This window comes from Pseudomonas sp. L13 (assembly GCF_009935965.1).
GTDB classification, from domain to species: Bacteria; Pseudomonadota; Gammaproteobacteria; order Pseudomonadales; family Pseudomonadaceae; genus Aquipseudomonas; species Aquipseudomonas lactis.
This window is the reverse complement of record NZ_QODJ01000017.1, coordinates 25567-43395: the sequence shown is the minus strand read 5'-3', so window position 1 is coordinate 43395 and position 17829 is coordinate 25567. Positions and strand designations below refer to the sequence as shown.

Annotated in this window: 15 protein-coding genes and 2 tRNA genes; 4 read left to right on the top strand and 13 right to left on the bottom strand. The window is 60.2% G+C overall.

Annotated elements, in window-relative coordinates:
• Positions 1-105: 105 nt before the first annotated feature.
• The 6 genes from rplI to rnr all read right to left on the bottom strand — a co-directional run bounded on the left by rplI (position 106) and on the right by rnr (position 5767).
• Positions 106-552, bottom strand: coding sequence for a 50S ribosomal protein L9 (rplI, locus tag DK871_RS11350; RefSeq protein ID WP_003171376.1), 447 nt, complete (start codon positions 550-552; stop codon positions 106-108).
• An 18-nt stretch (positions 553-570) separates the two neighbouring features.
• Positions 571-1464: a hypothetical protein gene (locus DK871_RS11345; protein ID WP_161905092.1), complete on the bottom strand. Its 894-nt coding sequence runs from the start codon at positions 1462-1464 to the stop codon at positions 571-573.
• 36 nt (positions 1465-1500) lie between these two features.
• A complete protein-coding gene (rpsR, locus tag DK871_RS11340; RefSeq protein ID WP_002551829.1) occupies positions 1501-1731 on the bottom strand; it encodes a 30S ribosomal protein S18 in 231 nt (76 codons plus the stop codon).
• 29 nt (positions 1732-1760) lie between these two features.
• Positions 1761-2177 (bottom strand): 30S ribosomal protein S6, encoded by a 417-nt coding sequence (rpsF, locus tag DK871_RS11335; protein WP_005784250.1) that lies wholly within the window; start codon positions 2175-2177, stop codon positions 1761-1763.
• A 201-nt stretch (positions 2178-2378) separates the two neighbouring features.
• A complete protein-coding gene (gene rlmB, locus DK871_RS11330; RefSeq protein WP_161905091.1) occupies positions 2379-3143 on the bottom strand; it encodes a 23S rRNA (guanosine(2251)-2'-O)-methyltransferase RlmB in 765 nt (254 codons plus the stop codon).
• Positions 3140-5767: a ribonuclease R gene (rnr, locus tag DK871_RS11325; RefSeq protein ID WP_161905090.1), complete on the bottom strand. Its 2628-nt coding sequence runs from the start codon at positions 5765-5767 to the stop codon at positions 3140-3142. Before rnr ends, rlmB begins: the two co-directional genes overlap by 4 nt.
• A gap of 224 nt (positions 5768-5991) precedes the next feature.
• Between rnr and DK871_RS11320 the strand changes: the two genes are divergently transcribed.
• From DK871_RS11320 to DK871_RS11305, 4 genes are all read left to right on the top strand, one after another.
• Positions 5992-6078: transfer RNA gene (locus DK871_RS11320), tRNA-Leu, on the top strand.
• A 154-nt stretch (positions 6079-6232) separates the two neighbouring features.
• A tRNA-Leu gene (locus tag DK871_RS11315) sits at positions 6233-6319 on the top strand.
• Between the two features lie 143 nt (positions 6320-6462).
• A complete protein-coding gene (locus DK871_RS11310) occupies positions 6463-7488 on the top strand; it encodes an extracellular solute-binding protein (protein WP_161905089.1) in 1026 nt (341 codons plus the stop codon).
• Complete coding sequence (locus DK871_RS11305) at positions 7488-9041, top strand: iron ABC transporter permease (protein ID WP_161905088.1); 1554 nt, start codon at positions 7488-7490, stop codon at positions 9039-9041. The genes DK871_RS11310 and DK871_RS11305 overlap by 1 nt, the downstream gene beginning before the upstream one ends.
• 108 nt (positions 9042-9149) lie before the next feature.
• On the opposite strand, the gene DK871_RS11300 is transcribed toward DK871_RS11305, so the two are convergent.
• The 7 genes from DK871_RS11300 to hfq form a co-directional block, all read right to left on the bottom strand.
• Complete coding sequence (locus DK871_RS11300; RefSeq protein ID WP_161905087.1) at positions 9150-11084, bottom strand: methyl-accepting chemotaxis protein; 1935 nt, start codon at positions 11082-11084, stop codon at positions 9150-9152.
• 139 nt (positions 11085-11223) lie between these two features.
• Entirely contained in the window at positions 11224-12513 is a 1290-nt protein-coding gene (locus DK871_RS11295) for an adenylosuccinate synthase (protein WP_003188067.1), read from the bottom strand.
• 54 nt (positions 12514-12567) lie between these two features.
• Positions 12568-13755 carry an ATP phosphoribosyltransferase regulatory subunit gene (locus DK871_RS11290; protein WP_003188066.1) on the bottom strand — a complete coding sequence of 396 codons (1188 nt, stop codon included), beginning with the start codon at positions 13753-13755 and terminating at the stop codon, positions 12568-12570.
• Between the two features lie 293 nt (positions 13756-14048).
• On the bottom strand, positions 14049-14915 hold the full coding sequence (gene hflC, locus DK871_RS11285) for a protease modulator HflC (protein ID WP_003188064.1): 867 nt from the start codon (positions 14913-14915) through the stop codon (positions 14049-14051).
• Positions 14915-16090, bottom strand: a complete 1176-nt coding sequence (gene hflK / locus DK871_RS11280; protein WP_003188062.1) for an FtsH protease activity modulator HflK — start codon at positions 16088-16090, stop codon at positions 14915-14917. The genes hflC and hflK overlap by 1 nt, the downstream gene beginning before the upstream one ends.
• 96 nt (positions 16091-16186) lie before the next feature.
• Entirely contained in the window at positions 16187-17488 is a 1302-nt protein-coding gene (gene hflX / locus DK871_RS11275) for a ribosome rescue GTPase HflX (RefSeq protein WP_032893840.1), read from the bottom strand.
• Between the two features lie 12 nt (positions 17489-17500).
• Positions 17501-17761, bottom strand: a complete 261-nt coding sequence (gene hfq / locus DK871_RS11270) for an RNA chaperone Hfq (RefSeq protein WP_003188059.1) — start codon at positions 17759-17761, stop codon at positions 17501-17503.
• Positions 17762-17829 lie beyond the last annotated feature (68 nt).

The following is a 17829-nucleotide window of genomic DNA, read 5'->3' as shown; positions in this document are numbered from 1 at the left end:
CTTGGAATTTGGGGTGTGTAGAAAAACAAAAGGCACGACCTGTAAACAGGATCGTGCCCGATGTTAACCGGCTGACACGCGAGGTGCCAGTCAGTTAGGTGCGACTTAAGCTGCTACCACGACAACGCGTACGGTGGCTTCAACTTCGGCGTGCAGGTGCACGGCTACGTCGAATTCGCCTACGTTGCGGATGGTGCCGTTCGGCAGACGAACTTCGCTCTTCTGCACTTCAACGCCGGAGGCGGTCAGTGCATCAGCGATGTCGTGGGTGCCGATCGAACCGAACAGCTTGCCTTCGTCACCAGCGGTGGCAGTGATAGTCACTTCCAGCTCAGCCAGTTGGGCAGCGCGAGTTTCGGCCGACGCTTTTTTGTCTGCTGCGGCTTTTTCCAGCTCAGCACGACGCTCTTCAAACGCAGCCAGGTTGGCAGCGGTTGCAGCGGTGGCTTTGCCGTATGGCAGCAGGTAGTTACGACCGTAACCGGCCTTAACGTTCACTTTGTCGCCCAGGTTGCCCAGGTTGGCGACTTTTTCCAGAAGGATCAGTTGCATGTGAAAATCCTCTAACTTTTAACCTTCACCGTTCGCGTTATCGGCGTCTTTCGACGCCAGACGACCGCGAAAATCAATCAGGCTGTCAACAATGGCCAAGACCACGAGTAACGGATAGATCAGCTGCATGAACAGCACCAGCGTGACGTACAACCCCACCAGCCAAAACTTGGCCAGTCGCTTTTGCGCAGCAAGCCCATGAATCAGGGCCAGCCCGGCAAACACCAGCGGTACGCTGCAAATCGGCGCCAGCAAGGCCATCTGTGGGCCGAAGTTCGGCCCGACAACCATGCACGCCAGCAGCAACATCGCCGGCCCCGCTGGGATTCTGATACTGCGAAACTCGCGACCAAAACCACCCGGGTTGTACAACAACGCCTGCCAATAACGCCCAAGAATCAGGCTCAGCACGCTGACGACCTGCAACAAAGCCGCAATCAGGCCGGTCAGGACCGGAGCAATCAGTGACGCGAACCGCGCTCGCTCATCTACCGACAAGTGCTGGTAGAGATCCCCGAGGGCCAACGGCAGGATCTTGACGATCTCCTGCGCCAGCGCCTCGATTTGCGGGCGGAAAGCCGCGCCAAGCATCACTGAGTACACCAACCCCAATGCCACGCTGACCAGCAGCGTACGGACCCAGGACTCACTTGCGCGCAAAACCAACGCAAGGCTCGATGACCCCAGCAGTACCAGAAGTACCCGTGGATCACCCATTTGCAGCCACCAGATCAAGGCCGGCAACAAACCCAGGGCAAGAACGCCAAGGGCGTCCTTCAAACCGCGCCGCAGTAGCACAAGGCAACCTGCGGCAGCACCCAACCAATAAAGCAACGGCAATGCCGCACATCCAGCCACTACCAGAGTGGCCTGCACGCGACCGCGCATGATGAACTCAGCTAAGGCGCGCATGCATTCAATCCCTTACTACTTGTCGACTGCCCGGTCTCAGCGGCCGTGGCTGTCGGTGTAGGCCAGCAGGGCCAGGAAGCGGGCGCGCTTGATAGCGGTGGCCAGCTGACGCTGATAACGTGCTTTGGTACCGGTGATACGGCTTGGAACGATTTTGCCGGTCTCGGATACGTAGGCTTTCAGAGTGTTGAGATCTTTGTAATCGATCTCTTTCACGTCTTCAGCGGTGAAGCGGCAGAATTTACGACGACGGAAGAAACGTGCCATTTGATAGGCTCCTTAATAAGGTCCGTGGATTACTCGTCAGCGTTATCGCTGTTGTCACTGTCATCAGCGCTATCATCAGCACCTTCTTCAGGACGGTCGCGACGCTCACGGCGCTCACTGCGGTTTTCTTCAGCCTTGAGCATCTCGGATTGGCCAGTAACGGCTTCTTCGCGACGGATGACCAGGTTACGGATCACTGCATCGTTGTAGCGGAAGTTGTCTTCCAGCTCGGCCAGGGCCTTGCCAGTGCACTCAACGTTCAGCATCACGTAGTGAGCCTTGTGAACATTGTTGATTGCGTAGGCCAGTTGACGACGGCCCCAATCTTCCAGACGGTGGATTTTGCCGCCGTCTTCTTCGATCAGCTTGGTGTAACGCTCAACCATGCCGCCGACTTGCTCGCTTTGATCCGGGTGGACCAAAAAGATGATTTCGTAATGACGCATGAATGCTCCTTACGGGTTGTAGCCTGCCGCTCAAAAACGGTCAGACAAGGAGTGAATGACACTTATGGATCTTGCCGCAGGGGAGGCACATCGGTGCCTGCCAGGAAGGCAAGGGGCGCAATAGTAGAGGAGCAGGGGGGAAGCTGCAAGCTACAAGCTACAAGTGGTCAACCACCTGGCTTTTAACTTGCAGCTTGAGGCTTACGACTTGCGCGAAGCGACTGTCTTTTTGGCACCACGCTGACGCTGGGCCTCGAACAGGCAAACACCCGTCGCCACCGATACGTTCAGGCTGCTGACGCTACCGGCCATCGGCAGGTGCACCAGGTAATCGCAATGCTCACGGGTCAGACGGCGCATGCCTTTGCCTTCGGCGCCCATGATCAGGATGGTCGGGCCGGTGAGGTCCTGGTCATAGATGCTGACCTCGGCCTCCCCCGCCGTGCCCACGACCCACAGGCCGCGCTGCTGGAGCTTTTCCAGAGTGCGCGCCAGGTTGGTCACGGCCACCAGCGGAATCACTTCCGCCGCGCCGCAGGCAACCTTGCGCACCACCGGCGTCAGGGTCGCGGACTTGTCCTTGGGCACGATCACCGCCAGCGCACCGGCAGCGTCTGCCGAGCGCAGGCAGGCACCGAGGTTGTGCGGGTCGGTCACGCCGTCCAGCACCAAGAGCAACGGTGCGCCTTCGGTACGGTCGAGCAACTCGTCGAGCATCGCCTCGCCCCACACCTGGCTTGGGCTGACGTCGGCCACCACGCCTTGGTGAACGCCTTCGACCCACACGTCCATTTCACGACGCTCGGCCTGGCCGATGGCAACCTTGTTTTGGGTGGCCAACTCGACCAGCGCCTGTACGCGCGGCTCGCTGCGACCTTCGGCCAACCACACCTGTTTGACGCGCTTGGGGTGGTGACGCAGCAGTGCTTCTACGGCGTGCACGCCGTAGATTTTTTCCAGACTCATGACTTGGCCTTAGGTTTGCGCGACCCGCCGCTTTTTGCGGGAGCCGAACCCGCTTTTGGCGGGCCTTTACGGTGTTTACTTGGCTTGCTCGACGGTTTTTCCGCCCCTTGGGACTTTCCCCCAGACGCCGCTTTACCACCGCTTTTGGCTTCGTTGAGCAACTGCTGCTTCAACTCGCGGCTCTTGCGCAGCTCGGCGTTTTTCGCCGCGGCGTCGCTTGGGCGGTAGGCTTCAGGGGCCTTGTCCTTGACGGAAGAACGACGACCGGCCTTGGCAGGTGCTGGCTCGGCCGTGGTTTTCGCCGCGGCCGTTTTGCCTTTGGACGCAGGCGCTGTGGTTTCACCACGCTTTTTACGACCCGCAGGTTCAGCCGGTTTGTCAGGCATGCCGAAGTCGATCTTGCGCTCGTCCAGATCGACACGCATGACCTGCACTTCAACGGTATCGCCCAAGCGGAAGCTGCGACCGGTGCGCTCGCCCGCCAGGCGGTGATGCACAGGGTCGAAGTGGTAGTAGTCACCCGGCAAGGCGGTGACGTGCACCAGGCCCTCGACATAGATGTCGGTCAGCTCGACGAACAGGCCAAAACCGGTCACGGCGGTGATCACACCCGGGAACGACTCGCCCACACGATCCTTCATGAACTCGCACTTGAGCCAGTTCACCACGTCGCGAGTGGCTTCGTCAGCGCGGCGCTCGCTCATGGAGCACTGCTCGCCCAGCTGTTCCAGGGCCGCTTCGTCGTACGGATAGATCCGTGCTTTCGGAATGGTCATGGCACCGGCGCGCTTGACGTGCGGGGTGTTCTGCTTGGAATGGATCACACTGCGGATCGCCCGGTGCGTGAGCAAGTCCGGGTAACGGCGAATCGGCGAAGTGAAGTGGGTGTACGCCTCGTAATTCAGGCCGAAGTGGCCCTGGTTATCGGCGCTGTACACCGCCTGGCTCAGCGAGCGCAGCATCACGGTCTGGATAACATGGTAATCCGGACGGTCCTTGATGCTGGCCAGCAGGGCTTGGTAATCCTTCGGCGTCGGGCCGTCCTTGCCTTTGTGCAGGGACAGGCCGAGTTCGCCGAGGAAGGCACGCAGTTTTTCCAGGCGCTCAGGCGGCGGGCCGTCGTGCACGCGATACAACGCAGGAATCTCGTGCTTCTTGAGGAACTCGGCAGTGGCCACGTTGGCCGCCAGCATGCACTCCTCGATCAGCTTGTGCGCGTCGTTACGGGTGGTCGGGGTGATCGCCGCAATCTTGCGCTCGGAGCCGAAGACAATCCGGGTTTCCTGGGTTTCAAAATCGATCGCGCCACGGGTATGACGGGCACCCAGCAACACCTTGTACAGCGAGTACAGCTGCTTGAGGTGCGGCACTACGCCAGCGTATTCGGTACGCAGGGCCTTGGCTTCGCTGGTCTTCGGCGCTTCCAGGATGGTGCTGACCTTGTTGTAGGTCAGGCGTGCCTGGGAGTGGATCACCGCCTCATAGAACTGGTAGTCGGTCATTTCGCCGGTTTTGGAGATGGTCATCTCGCACACCATGGCCAAACGGTCGACTTTCGGGTTCAGGGAGCACAGGCCGTTGGACAGCTGCTCGGGCAGCATCGGGATCACGCGCTCAGGGAAGTACACGGAGTTGCCGCGCACCTGGGCTTCGTTATCCAGGGCCGAACCGATCTTCACGTAGCTGGAGACGTCGGCAATCGCCACGTACAACTTCCAGCCGCCGGAGAACAGGCGCAGCTTGCCTGGCTTGGCTTCGCAATACACCGCATCGTCGAAGTCGCGGGCATCTTCGCCATCAATGGTGACGAACGGCAGATGGCGCAGGTCGATGCGTTTCTCTTTGTCTTTCTCTTCCACTTCCGGCTTGAGCTTGGCGGCTTCTTTGAGCACAGCCTCAGGCCAGACGTGAGGAATATCGTAGGTGCGCAAGGCAACGTCGATTTCCATGCCCGGCGCCATGTAGTTGCCGACCACTTCAACGATATCGCCCTGGGGCTGGAAGCGCGCCGTTGGCCAGTGGGTGATTTTCACCTCGACGAACTGGCCGACCTTGGCTGCGCCATTGCGGCCAGGGGTGATCAGCACTTCCTGCTGGACCTTCGGGTTATCCGGCACCACGAAGCCGATGCCGCCTTCTTCGAAGTAACGGCCGACGATAGATTCGTGGGCACGGGACACCACTTCGACGATCACGCCTTCGCGGCGGCCACGGCGGTCCAGGCCAGAAACCCGCGCCAGGGCACGGTCGCCATCGAACACCAGGCGCATTTGCGCCGGGCTCATGAACAGGTCGTCGCTGCCGTCGTCCGGGATCAGGAAGCCGAAGCCATCACGGTGGCCGGCAATGCGACCCAGGATCAGGTCCAGCTTGTCGACCGGCGCGTAAGTGCCACGACGGGTGTAGATCAACTGAGCATCGCGCTCCATCGCACGCAGACGGCGGCGCAGGGCTTCGAGCTGGTCTTCGGTGGTCAGACCGAATTCTTCAACCAACTGCTCGCGGCTAGCAGGCGAACCACGATCGGCGAGGTGCGCCAGGATCAGTTCGCGGCTAGGAATAGGGTTTTCATATTTTTCCGCTTCACGAGCGGCCTCGGGATCGAGGGACTGCCAATCGGCCATTAGAGAGTTTTCACCTTGTCTATATGCGGGTTAGTTTGGCATACGCGTATTGAAACGGGAAATTTCAGGTATCAACAAGCGTTTAAAAGCTCTTTGCGACCCCCGGCGCGCACCATGCACGACCACTGGCGAAATTTTCCAGGCTTTTTTCATGGCAGGGGTTTACAGCTCAAATATCGCTCCGTATAGTGCGCGCCATCGACGACGGCAACGTTGTTGATGCTGCCCAGGTGGTGAAATTGGTAGACACGCCAGCTTCAGGTGCTGGTGATCGCAAGGTCGTGGAAGTTCGAGTCTTCTCCTGGGCACCAAATTCAGATCAAACCCGCGAAAGCGGGTTTTTTCGTTTCAGGCCTTTGATTTTTAACGAAAAAATTGAATTATATTTTTCGAATCAGGGGTTTACAGATCAAAAGCCCCGCCGTATAGTTCGCCCCATCAACAGCGGCAACGTTGTTAGATAATGCCCAGGTGGTGAAATTGGTAGACACGCCAGCTTCAGGTGCTGGTGATCGCAAGGTCGTGGAAGTTCGAGTCTTCTCCTGGGCACCAAATTCAGATCAAACCCGCGAAAGCGGGTTTTTTCGTTTCCGGGGTTTGAAAACTTCCCAGTGATTCCCCCCTCATCCGCACTTGAGAAGATTTATCGTTTATCCTTGCAATGATTTGTTGCATATAAGCGAGGAACCCTTCGGATGATGATCCGTGACAACCGACTCAAGACATCCCTTCTGCGCGGCCTGACCCTCACCCTACTCAGCCTGACCCTGCTCTCGCCCGCCGCCCATTCTGCCGAAAAGGTCTCCCTGACCCTGTACAACGGCCAACACAAAGAAGTCGGCGATGAACTCGCCAAGGCCTTCGAAGCCAAGACGGGCATCCACGTCAACGTGCGCAAAGGCAGCAGCAACCAGTTGGCCAGCCAGGTCGTCGAAGAAGGTGAGCGCTCCCCTGCCGACGTCATCTACACCGAAGAATCACCACCTCTGAACAAACTCGGCGAGCAAGGCCTGTTGGCAAAAATCGATGCCAGCACCCTCGATGTGCTGCCCAAGGATTACGTGGGCAAAAACGGCGACTGGATGGGCGTGACCGCACGCACCCGCGTCGTGGCCTTCAACCCGAAACTGATTGCTGAAAAAGACTTGCCCAAGTCGGTACTGGATTTCGCGGGCCCCGAGTGGCAAGGCAAGGTCGGCTTCGTCCCCACCAGCGGCGCGTTCCAGGAGCAAGCCGTGGCGATCATCAAGCTGCACGGTCGCGAAGCCGCCGAAGAGTGGCTGACCGGCCTGCGCGCCTTCGGCAAGGTGTACAGCAACAACATGGTCGCCCTCAAGGCCGTGGAAAACGGCGAAGTAGCCACCGTTTTGGTGAATAACTACTACTGGTTCGCCCTGAAAAAGGAAAAAACCAATCTGGATTCCCAACTGCACTACTTCACCGATGGCGATGCCGGCGGCCTGATCACCGTGTCCTCCGCCGCCGCACTCAAATCCAGCAAGCATCCCAAAGAAGCTCAGCAATTGCTGGCATTTATGGCCAGCGAAGAAGGCCAGCGCGTGATTACTAACACGTCGGCTGAGTACCCGCTGCGCAAGGGCATGGAATCGAACCGCGGCCTCAAGCCATTTAGCGAGTTGCAGCCGCCCAAAGTCACCCCCGCAGACCTGGGTAACGCCGAGGAAGCCCTGGAACTGGAACGTGACGTTGGCCTGAACTGATGAACCCATCGCTTTCCGTCGCGGGGTTCACCCCCCGTCGCAAACGCCCGTCGATCTGGCTGCTGCTGCCCGTGCTGTTGCTGGTTGGCCTGAGCCTGTTGCCGCTCGTCTATGTCGGGCTCAAAACCTGGCAGGCGGGCTGGACGGAGGCGGTGCATCTACTGTGGCGACCGTATGTATTCGGACTGCTGCGCAACACTCTGGCGCTGATGGTCGGCGTGACCCTGACCTGCGGCGTGATCGGCCTGTCCCTGGCCTGGCTGCTGGAACGCAGCAACCTGCCAGGGCGGCGCATCTGGGGCGTGATTTTGTGCCTGCCGTTTGCGGTGCCGGCGTTTGTCAGCAGTTTTACCTGGGTGTCGCTGAGCGCTCAATTCGAGGGGCTCGGCGGCGCGATCCTGGTGATGAGCCTGTCCAAATACCCGCTGGTGTTTTTGCCGGTGGCGGCAACGCTGCGCAATCTTGACCCTTCCCTGGAAGAGTCGGCCCGCACCCTGGGGCTCAATCGCTGGGGTGTGTTCTTGCGCATCACCTTGCCGCTGCTGTGGCCATCGCTGCTGGCCGGCTCACTATTGATCGCACTGCACATGCTGGTGGAGTTCGGCGCGCTGTCGATCATCGGGTTGCAGACCTTCACCACTGCGATCTATCAGCAGTTCGAACTGGAGTTCAGCAATGCCAATGCGGCGATGCTCTCGGCAGTGCTGCTGGTGATGTGCCTGACCCTGCTGTGGCTGGAGTTGCGCGTACGCGGCAAGGGCCGGCACGTGCGCATCGGCCAGGGCGCGGCGCGACACGCCGAGCAGGTTCGACTGGGCAAGTGGGCGCCATTGGGCCAGGTGTATTGCCTGGCACTGGCGATCATTGGCAGCGGCATCCCACTGGGTATGCTCGGGTATTGGCTGGCAGTCGGTTCGTCGGCGGCGTTTCCGATGGCCGAGATCGGTGAGGCGCTGCTGTCTTCCCTGGCGCTCTCGCTGGGCGGCGCCGCACTGTGCCTGGTACTGGCAGTGCCGGTCGGGCTGCTGGTGGTGCGCTACAAAGGGCAACTGGCGATCTGGGCCGAACGCTTGCCGTACTTACTGCATGCCTTGCCCGGCCTGGTGATTGCGCTGACCCTGGTGTATTTCGCCCTGCATTACGTGCCGGCGCTGTACCAGACCTCGACGTTATTGCTGATTGCTTATGCGCTGCTGTTTTTGCCGTTGGCACAGGCGCCGATTCGTACAGCGCTGAATAAGGCTGCGCCACAATTGGAAGAGGCGGCGCGTACGCTCGGCGCCTCGTCGTTCAGTGCGTTTTGCCGGGTGACGTTGCCGATTATCTTTCCGGCGCTGGGGGCGGCGTTTGCACTGGTGTTTCTGGATGCGATGAAGGAGTTGACGGCGACATTGCTGCTCAGCCCTACCGGGTTGAATACCTTGGCGACGGCCGTCTGGGCGCATACCTCGAATGTGGAATTTGCGGCGGCGGCGCCGTATGCGGCGTTGTTGATAGTGGTGTCGGGGTTGCCGGTGTATTTGCTCACGACGCGGATGTATTTGAGTCGCTGAAACCGCTATCGCAGGCAAGCCAGCTCCCACAGTTGACCGAGTTCCAACTTTGGAATGCAGTTGGATGTGGGAGCTGGCTTGCCTGCGATGAGGCCCGTCCAGACAACCTCAAGCCCTGAACTGCCCCAAACTCGCCTTCAACTGCGCCGCCAACCCATCCAGCACCTTCCCACTGGCCGTCGTCTCCACCACCGCCTGCGCCGCACGCTCGGCCTGGGCATGGATCACCTCCACGCGCCCACGCACCGCATACGCGCCCTGAGCCTGATGCTCAGCCGCACGCGTCGCCAGGCCGATGGCAGCATGCACCTGCTCGACCGAAGCCTGTACCGTCTGCTGCAAGCGCACGCTGTCGCGCAGCACCGCCAGTCCCTCATTGGCCTGACGCCCCGCCTTGCCGATGGTTTCCACCGCTTCACGCGCGCCCTGCTGCAACGCGACGATATGCGCCTGGATATCGCCCGTGGAGCTTTGAGTCTTGCTGGCCAGCGCACGCACTTCGTCGGCCACCACCGCAAAGCCGCGCCCAGTCTCGCCAGCCCGTGCCGCCTCGATGGCCGCGTTAAGGGCAAGCAGGTTGGTTTGCTCGGCGATGCCGTGAATCACGGTAAGCACGACCTCGATTTGCTCGCTTTGCTGCGCCAGCCGTTCGATCACCTGGGAACCGGCCTGCACTTGCCCCGCCAGTGCCTCGATCAAGCTGCCGACTTCGGCCGAGGTCCGTGAGTTTTCATCCGTGGCCTGACGAATATCCACCACTTGCTGCAAAGCCGCCTGCATGGCGTGGCTTTCGGCCTGGGCCTCGTCGGCCATTTGCGACAAGGCGCGCAAACTCTCGGCCACTTCATCACGTTGCAAACCCGCCGCCGCATCGGCGCCGGCATTGCGCAACGTCATGGCGCCGATTTCCACGCCGGTACGCTGGGCCACGTCACCCGCCTCCCGCACGATGGGCTGCAACTTATCCACAAAGCGATTGACCGCCGAGGCCATGTCGCCGATTTCGTCCTTGCTGTTGATCTGCACGCGCTTGGTGAGGTCACCCTCACCTGCCGCCAGGTCATCCATCGCGGCAATCAGCAGCTTCAGGCGATTGACCACGCGCCGGCCCAGCACGATAGCGATCAACAGCAATACGCCAAGCCCCACCAGTGCCAGGCCCATGCCGATGCGCCAGCGCAGGGTGCCCGCCGCTTCTTGCACGGCGGCGGCGGTGTTGGCCGTCATTTGCGTGGCAGTGGCTTGCGCCGATTGCAGCCGGGCGCCCATGGCGCTGGCACTGTCCGCCGCGGCTCCCTTGAGGCTGTCGCCCACCAGCTGGTCACCGCTGGCGATCAGCGCGGCAAAGCGCTTATCCAAGGCTTGCAGGTCGGCTTCAACCGTCGCGGTCGACACACCCATGCGCACTTTGCCGATTTCCACACCGTTGGGGCTGATGGAGGCTTCGACGTAATACACGGACGGGTCTGTCTTGGCCGCGTCCAGCACCTTATCCAAGGCACGCTCCCCTGCGCCCTTTGCAAGCAGGGCCTGATTGATCGGGTTTTCGCGGTTCAGGTATCGGGTCAGGTGCTCGCCTGCGGCGTCGTCATACACCACGAACAGCACATTGGGGTTGCGCTGGGCCCGGCGGGCAAACTCCGACAGCGTAGGTACATCGCTGTCCCACATGGCGCGGGGCGCGACCGAGGCCAGCAATTGCGCCATGTCATTGGCGGAGTCCTGCAGGTCTTTTTCCAGGGTCGCACGCAACTGCTTTTGCTCTTCCTGTAAGCGCGTGGAAAGCCCGGCTGTCAGACGCTGGCGCGTGCTGGCGGACAGGCTGTCCAGGCTGGAGGTGACTTCCTTGCCAGCCTGGGCCAGTTCGCCAGACAACTTCTGGCTATCAATGCCCAGGCGATTGCCCAAATCGGCCTCCAGCGCCGTCACCGTGCTCCGCGTCAGCGCGACGGCCACCAGCACTTGCACCAAAAGAGCGATACCAAGGGTAACGAACACCGGCCGCAATAGACGGCTTTGTAACAACGAGAGAACGGCAGACACTGGAAATCCCTCCACCACGGGTGCCACTAATTTGATAGCACCTCGAAAAAGGGAAACACAGCAAGGGTCGTGCCGCTTGCCAGGCAGAAACGACAAAGGGCTCCCGAAGGAGCCCTTTGCCTGTTACATCAACAGCTTATTACGCGAACGGGTGACGCAGAACGATGGTCTCGTTGCGGTCCGGGCCCGTCGAAATAATGTCGATCGGTGCGCCAATCAGCGCTTCGACGCGCTTGATGTAAGCACGAGCGTTGGCTGGCAGCTCTTCCAGGGTCTTGGCGCCCACGGTCGATTCAGTCCAGCCCGGCACTTCTTCGTACACAGGCTGCAGGCCCACGTAGCTGTCAGCGTCGGTCGGAGCAACGTCGTTACCTTCAGCATCTTTGTAGCCGGTGCAGATGTTGATGGTTTCCAGGCCGTCGAGTACGTCCAGCTTGGTCAGGCAGATGCCCGAGATGCTGTTCACATCGATAGCGCGCCGCAGGATAACGGCATCGAACCAGCCGCAACGACGAGCACGGCCAGTGGTGGCGCCGAATTCGTGGCCTTGCTTGGCCAGGTGCGCACCAACGTCGTCGAACAGCTCAGTCGGGAACGGGCCCGAACCTACGCGAGTGGTGTAGGCCTTGGTGATACCCAGGATGTAGTCCAGGAACATCGGGCCAACGCCAGAACCGGTCGCAACGCCGCCAGCGGTGGTGTTGGAGCTGGTCACGTACGGGTAGGTACCGTGGTCGATGTCCAGCAACGAACCCTGGGCACCTTCGAACATGATGTCCTTGCCAGCGCGACGCAGGTCGTGCAGCTCGGCCGTCACGTCCAGCATCAGCGGCTTGAGCAGCTCAGCGTATTCCTTGCACTCGGCCAGGGTCTTTTCAAACTCGATGGCTGGCTCTTTGTAGTAACCGACCAGCATGAAGTTGTGGTAATCCACCAGTTCACGCAGCTTGTCTTCAAAGCGCGGCATGTTGAGCAGGTCGCCCACACGCAGGCCACGACGTGCAACCTTGTCTTCGTAGGCCGGGCCGATGCCGCGACCGGTGGTGCCGATCTTCAGCTCGCCACGCGCCTTTTCACGGGCCTGGTCCAGCGCAACGTGGAAGGACAGGATCAGCGGGCAGGACGGGCTGATACGCAGGCGCTCGCGCACCGGTACGCCTTTCTCTTCCAGCTTGGTGATCTCGCGCAGCAGGGCGTCAGGTGCGACCACCACGCCGTTGCCGATCAGGCACTGCACGCCTTCGCGCAGGACACCCGACGGGATCAGGTGCAAGACGGTTTTTTCGCCATCGATGACCAGGGTGTGGCCAGCGTTGTGCCCACCTTGGTAGCGCACTACGGCGGCAGCATGTTCGGTCAGCAGATCAACGATCTTGCCTTTGCCCTCATCACCCCATTGGGTGCCCAGGACTACGACATTCTTACCCATAACACTTGTCCTCATTCGCGCAAACTTGGTGCCGGCGATGGCCGGCAGGAAAACTCAAGAAGCCAGTGGCGATACTTGCCAAAGCCCGTTCTGCTGAATCAATTGCCGGTCGCAGTCCGCTTCACGGGCGGCGGCCAATGGCTGCCCAGGCAAGGCCTGGACTACACGCTGACCCTCACGGCGTAACTGGCAAACCTGCTGCCAGAGCGCTGCGTCCGTACTGTCGGGCATCCAGATGCCACCAGACGGCAGCTCGACCTCAGCACGCCCCAGGGTCACCAGGGTTTTCAAATCGGTGGAAAAACCAGTGGCCGGACGCGCACGACCGAAGTCGGCGCCGATATCGTCATAGCGACCACCTTGGGCGATGGCCTGGCCAACACCCGGAACGAACACCGCGAACACCACACCGGTGTGGTAGTGGTAGCCGCGCAATTCACCCAGATCAAAATACAGCGGCAGCTCCGGGAACCGCGCCGACAGGCGCTCGGCAATCGCCAGCACATCATCCAGTGCCGCCAATACCGGTGCCGGCGCATTGGCCAGGCGCTCACGCGCAGCCACCAGCACTTCACGGCCGCCGCACAGGTCTACCAGGGCGCGCAGCATGCCGGCAAGCTCGGCAGGCACACCCTCGGTGAGGGCGATCACTTCATCGATCGCCTTGCGCTGCAGGGCATCGAACAACTGTTGCTCCACTTCACCGGACAACCCGGCGGCGCGCGCCAGGCCGCGGTAGATACCGACGTGGCCCAGGTCCATGTGCACATCCGGCACATCCGCCAGTTGCAGCATGGCCAGCATCAGGCTGATCACTTCAACATCGCTGCTCGGGCTGGCATCGCCGTACAACTCGGCGCCCAACTGGATCGGGCTACGGGAAGACGACAACGCGCGTGGCTGGGCATGCAGTACGCTGCCTGCATAGCACAGGCGGCTCGGGCCTTCGCGACGCAGGGTGTGCGCATCGATGCGCGCCACTTGCGGCGTGATGTCGGCACGGAACCCCATTTGCCGGCCCGATTGCGGGTCGATGACCTTGAAGGTGCGCAGATCCAGGTCCTGGCCCGCGCCGGTCAGCAGGGATTCCAGGTACTCGATATGGGGAGTCACGACAAACTCGTAACCCCAGCTCTGGAACAGATCCAACACCTGGCGACGCGCTACTTCAATGCGCGCAGCTTCTGGTGGCAGTACTTCTTCGATGCCATCTGGCAGCAGCCAGCGGTCTACCGTTGCCATTACGCCATTCCCCTTTGATCCGGGCGGCCAGCCCTCGGCCGAGCCTTGAGTGAAGCAGAAAATACCCGCCCCTTGCATAAACCACGCGCAAGAGCGACGTGACGAACGGCCTGCAAACGGCCTCGTCGGGCACTTTCCTCGAAAAACCTGTCACGCCTGCCGAATCAAACATGCAGACGCAAAAAAGCCGGGAATTTCCCGGCTGCCGCATCATACACCCGTTTTCTGAAAGGATCACCCCGCCAGGCATTTTAGCCGCCCGACGGAGTGCGCCTTACAGAATCACGGGCTGGTTACTTGGACTTTTCCAGGTAGCGGAAGAAGTCGCTGCTTGGGTCCAGCACCAGTACGTCGGTTTTGTTCGCAAAGCTTTCACGGTAAGCACGCAGGCTACGGTAGAACGCGTAGAACTCCTGGTCCTGGCCGTAGGCCTTGGCATAGATCGCCGCGGCTTGAGCATCGCCATCACCACGCGCCTCTTCAGACTCGCGATAGGCTTCTGCCAGCAGTACACGACGCTGACGGTCGGCATCGGCACGGATACCTTCAGCCAACTCGTTACCCTTGGCGCGGTGCTCACGAGCCTCACGCTCACGCTCGGTGCTCATACGCTCGAACACGCTGCGGTTCACTTCCTTGGGCAGGTCAATGGCCTTGACGCGAACGTCGACCACTTCAATACCCAATTCTTTTTCCGCCATGGTGTTCAGCGAACGGGTGATGTCAGCCATCAGCGCATCACGTTCACCGGATACCACCTCGTGCAGGGTGCGCTTACCAAACTGGTCACGCAGGCCCGATTCCAGACGGCGGGACAAACGCTCGTCGGCAATCTGCTTGAGGCCGGAAGTCGCGGTGTAGAAGCGCTCGGCATCCTTGACGCGCCACTTGGCGTAGGCGTCAACCATCACGGCTTTCTTTTCCAGGGTCAGGAAGCGCTGTGTCGGTGCATCCAGGGTCATCAGGCGGGCGTCGAACTTGCGCACCTGGTTGACGTAGGGGACTTTCACATGCAGGCCCGGCTGGACATCCGCCTGGACCACGCGACCGAATTGCAGCAGCACCGCACGCTCGGTCTGAGCGACGATGTAGAAGCAGTTCCAGGCAGCGATGACCACGACGACGCCCACAATCAGGGCGGTCAGCGATTTATTGCTCATCAACGACTCTCCCTGGTACGTGTTTGCTGTTGCAGCAAGTCAGCGGCCGCACGGGCGCTCGCTTCGTTGGCAGCGGCATTCGAACCGGTGGACGGTGCGCTGGCGCCGCTACGACCACCTTCGATCATCTTGTCCAGCGGCAGGTACAGCAGGTTGTTCTGCCCACCTTTGCTGCCGGTCACGAGAACCTTGCTGGTGTTGCTGAAGACTTCCTGCATGGTGTCCAGGTACAGACGCTCGCGGGTCACTTCAGGTGCCTTGCGGTACTCGGCAACCAGCTTGGTGAAACGATCGGCCTCACCCTTGGCGCGGGAGACCACTTCATCACGGTAACCGTTGGCATCTTCAAGGATGCGCTGGGCCTGACCACGGGCTTCTGGCACAACGCCGTTGGCATAGGTTTCAGCCTGGTTGCGCGAACGCTGCTCGTCTTCACGGGCACGGATCACGTCGTCAAAGGCTTCCTGCACTTCACGCGGTGCCGCTGCGCTTTGCACGTTCACCTGGGTAACGGTGATACCGGTGCGGTAAGTGTCGAGGAAACGTTGCAGACGCTCCTTGATTTCGCTGGCCATCAACTCACGACCTTCGGTGAGCACCTGGTCCATGGCGGTGGAACCCACCACGTGGCGCAGGGCACTTTCGGTTGCGTGTTGCAGGCTGATTTCCGGCTGATCAACGTTCAGCACAAAGTCTTGCAGGTTGCTGATCTTGTACTGCACGGTCAGCGGCACTTCGACGATGTTCTCGTCTTCGGTCAGCATCTGGCCCTGCTTGGTGTACGCACGCTCACGCGTCACGTTCTCCATGTACTTCTTGTCGATCGGCGGGAAATAGATATTCAGGCCCGGGCCGACAGTTTCGTAGTACTTGCCGAAGCGCAGCACCACGGCTTGCTCCTGCTCGTCCACCACGTACACGGCGCTGTAGAGCCATACGGCCGCCAGCACGACAAGACCCAGGCCCAGCAGGCCATAGCCACCGCCCTTGCTTGTGCGACCGCCGTCGTCACCACCACGTTTTTTCCCACCACCGAACAACCCATTCAGGCTTTCCTGCAGCTTTCGGAAGGCCTCGTCGAGATCCGGTGGCCCCTTGCGGTCGCCATTATTGCGGCGCTTACCACCCCAAGGATCCTGATTATTCGAGTTGCCACCCGGCTCATTCCAAGCCATAGCGCTCTCCATCTGATAAAGCAAAGACGCACCCACGGCGCGCCGACCAATGCTACAGAATGCCTGCTACTGCGGCACAACCGCTTTCTCAGGCTTTTATTGCAAAGTGTGTTGTTCGATGAACTCTGCCGGTACAACACCCTCTCGACTGACCAGCCGATTGAGTTCCGAGCGTGGCAATCGAACAGCCAGCAAGCTGACACCTTCTTCGTCGTGTTCTTCTTTCTGTACCGCGCCCAGCTCGAAAAACTGTGCACGCAGTCGAGCAAAACGCTGCGGCAAGCGCAAGGTGCCAACGAACAAATCGCTGCCGAGCAATTCGGCAATGGCTTGTTCCAACAGCTCCAGACCACTGCCATCTCGCGCCGACAGCCAGACCCGTTGGGGCTTGCCATTTTCGTCGCGCTGGATCTGTGGCTCAACGCCTTCAAGCAAATCGAGTTTGTTATAGACCTCGAGGATCGGCAAGTCCTGGGCACCAATCTCGCCCAGCACCACCATCACCTGTTCAATCTGCAGCATGCGATCCGGTTCGGCCGCATCGATCACGTGCAAGAGCAGGTCGGAATTGCTCGACTCTTCGAGCGTAGACCGAAATGCCTCCACCAGCTTGTGGGGCAGGTGACGAATGAAACCCACGGTATCGGCCAGCACAATCGGCCCCAGGTCGTCGATGTCCAGACGGCGCAGGGTCGGGTCGAGGGTGGCGAACAGTTGGTCGGCCGCGTACACATCCGACTGGGTCACGTTATTGAACAGCGTGGATTTGCCGGCGTTGGTGTAGCCCACCAACGACACCGTAGGGATATCCGCACGGGAACGGCCACGTCGCGACTGCTCGCGCTGGCTGCGTACTTTTTCCAGGCGGCCCTTGATCTGGCGCAGGCGAACCCGCAGCAGACGCCGGTCGGTTTCCAACTGGGTTTCACCCGGGCCACGCATGCCGATACCGCCACCCTGACGCTCAAGGTGAGTCCAGCCGCGAACCAGACGCGTGCTCATGTGGTCAAGCTGGGCCAGTTCAACCTGGAGCTTGCCTTCATGGGTGCGGGCGCGCTGGGCGAAAATATCGAGAATCAGGCCGGTACGGTCGATCACGCGACACTCGAAAACACGTTCGAGGTTACGTTCCTGACTGGGCGTGAGGGTGTGATTGAAGATCACCAGATCGGCTTCTTCGGCATGAACCAGGTCGCGCAGTTCCTCGACCTTGCCGCTGCCAATCAGGTATTTGGCGGTTGGCCGATGACGCGGTACGTTAAAAAACGCAACGGTCTCGGCGCCGGCCGAATTTGCCAACTCCTGAAACTCCTGCGGATCTTCGCGCGCCTCAGGGTCCTGTCCATCCAAGTGAACGAGGATTACTCGCTCACCACCACCGTGGCGCTCAAAGAACAAAGGAGACTCCTATCAGGCGTTACCTGGCTCAGCGTCACCCTGTTCATCACCTGCTGCGCTAGGCAGACGGATTGGACGAACTGGAACGACTGTCGAGATAGCGTGCTTGTAAACCATCTGGCTGACGGTGTTTTTCAGCAGGATAACGAATTGGTCGAACGACTCGATCGTACCTTGCAGCTTGATGCCGTTGACCAGATAGATGGAAACCCCAACTTTCTCTTTACGTAAAGTATTCAAGTAAGGGTCTTGTAGCGAATGCCCTTTTGACATGTGCCGCACTCCTTTAAGGATCAATAATAAAAAATCGGAAAATAGATAGCTTATGGCCGTCACACCCC

Coding starts and splice junctions, on each gene's coding strand:
- hflC (WP_003188064.1), bottom strand. CDS start 14,915: ATGAGCAATAAATCGCTGACCGCCCTGATTGTGGGCGTCGTCGTGGTC.
- DK871_RS11295 (WP_003188067.1), bottom strand. CDS start 12,513: ATGGGTAAGAATGTCGTAGTCCTGGGCACCCAATGGGGTGATGAGGGC.
- rplI (WP_003171376.1), bottom strand. CDS start 552: ATGCAACTGATCCTTCTGGAAAAAGTCGCCAACCTGGGCAACCTGGGC.
- DK871_RS11305 (WP_161905088.1), top strand. CDS start 7,488: ATGAACCCATCGCTTTCCGTCGCGGGGTTCACCCCCCGTCGCAAACGC.
- rlmB (WP_161905091.1), bottom strand. CDS start 3,143: ATGAGTCTGGAAAAAATCTACGGCGTGCACGCCGTAGAAGCACTGCTG.
- DK871_RS11345 (WP_161905092.1), bottom strand. CDS start 1,464: ATGCGCGCCTTAGCTGAGTTCATCATGCGCGGTCGCGTGCAGGCCACT.
- DK871_RS11290 (WP_003188066.1), bottom strand. CDS start 13,755: ATGGCAACGGTAGACCGCTGGCTGCTGCCAGATGGCATCGAAGAAGTA.
- DK871_RS11310 (WP_161905089.1), top strand. CDS start 6,463: ATGATGATCCGTGACAACCGACTCAAGACATCCCTTCTGCGCGGCCTG.
- hfq (WP_003188059.1), bottom strand. CDS start 17,761: ATGTCAAAAGGGCATTCGCTACAAGACCCTTACTTGAATACTTTACGT.
- rpsR (WP_002551829.1), bottom strand. CDS start 1,731: ATGGCACGTTTCTTCCGTCGTCGTAAATTCTGCCGCTTCACCGCTGAA.
- rnr (WP_161905090.1), bottom strand. CDS start 5,767: ATGGCCGATTGGCAGTCCCTCGATCCCGAGGCCGCTCGTGAAGCGGAA.
- rpsF (WP_005784250.1), bottom strand. CDS start 2,177: ATGCGTCATTACGAAATCATCTTTTTGGTCCACCCGGATCAAAGCGAG.
- hflK (WP_003188062.1), bottom strand. CDS start 16,090: ATGGCTTGGAATGAGCCGGGTGGCAACTCGAATAATCAGGATCCTTGG.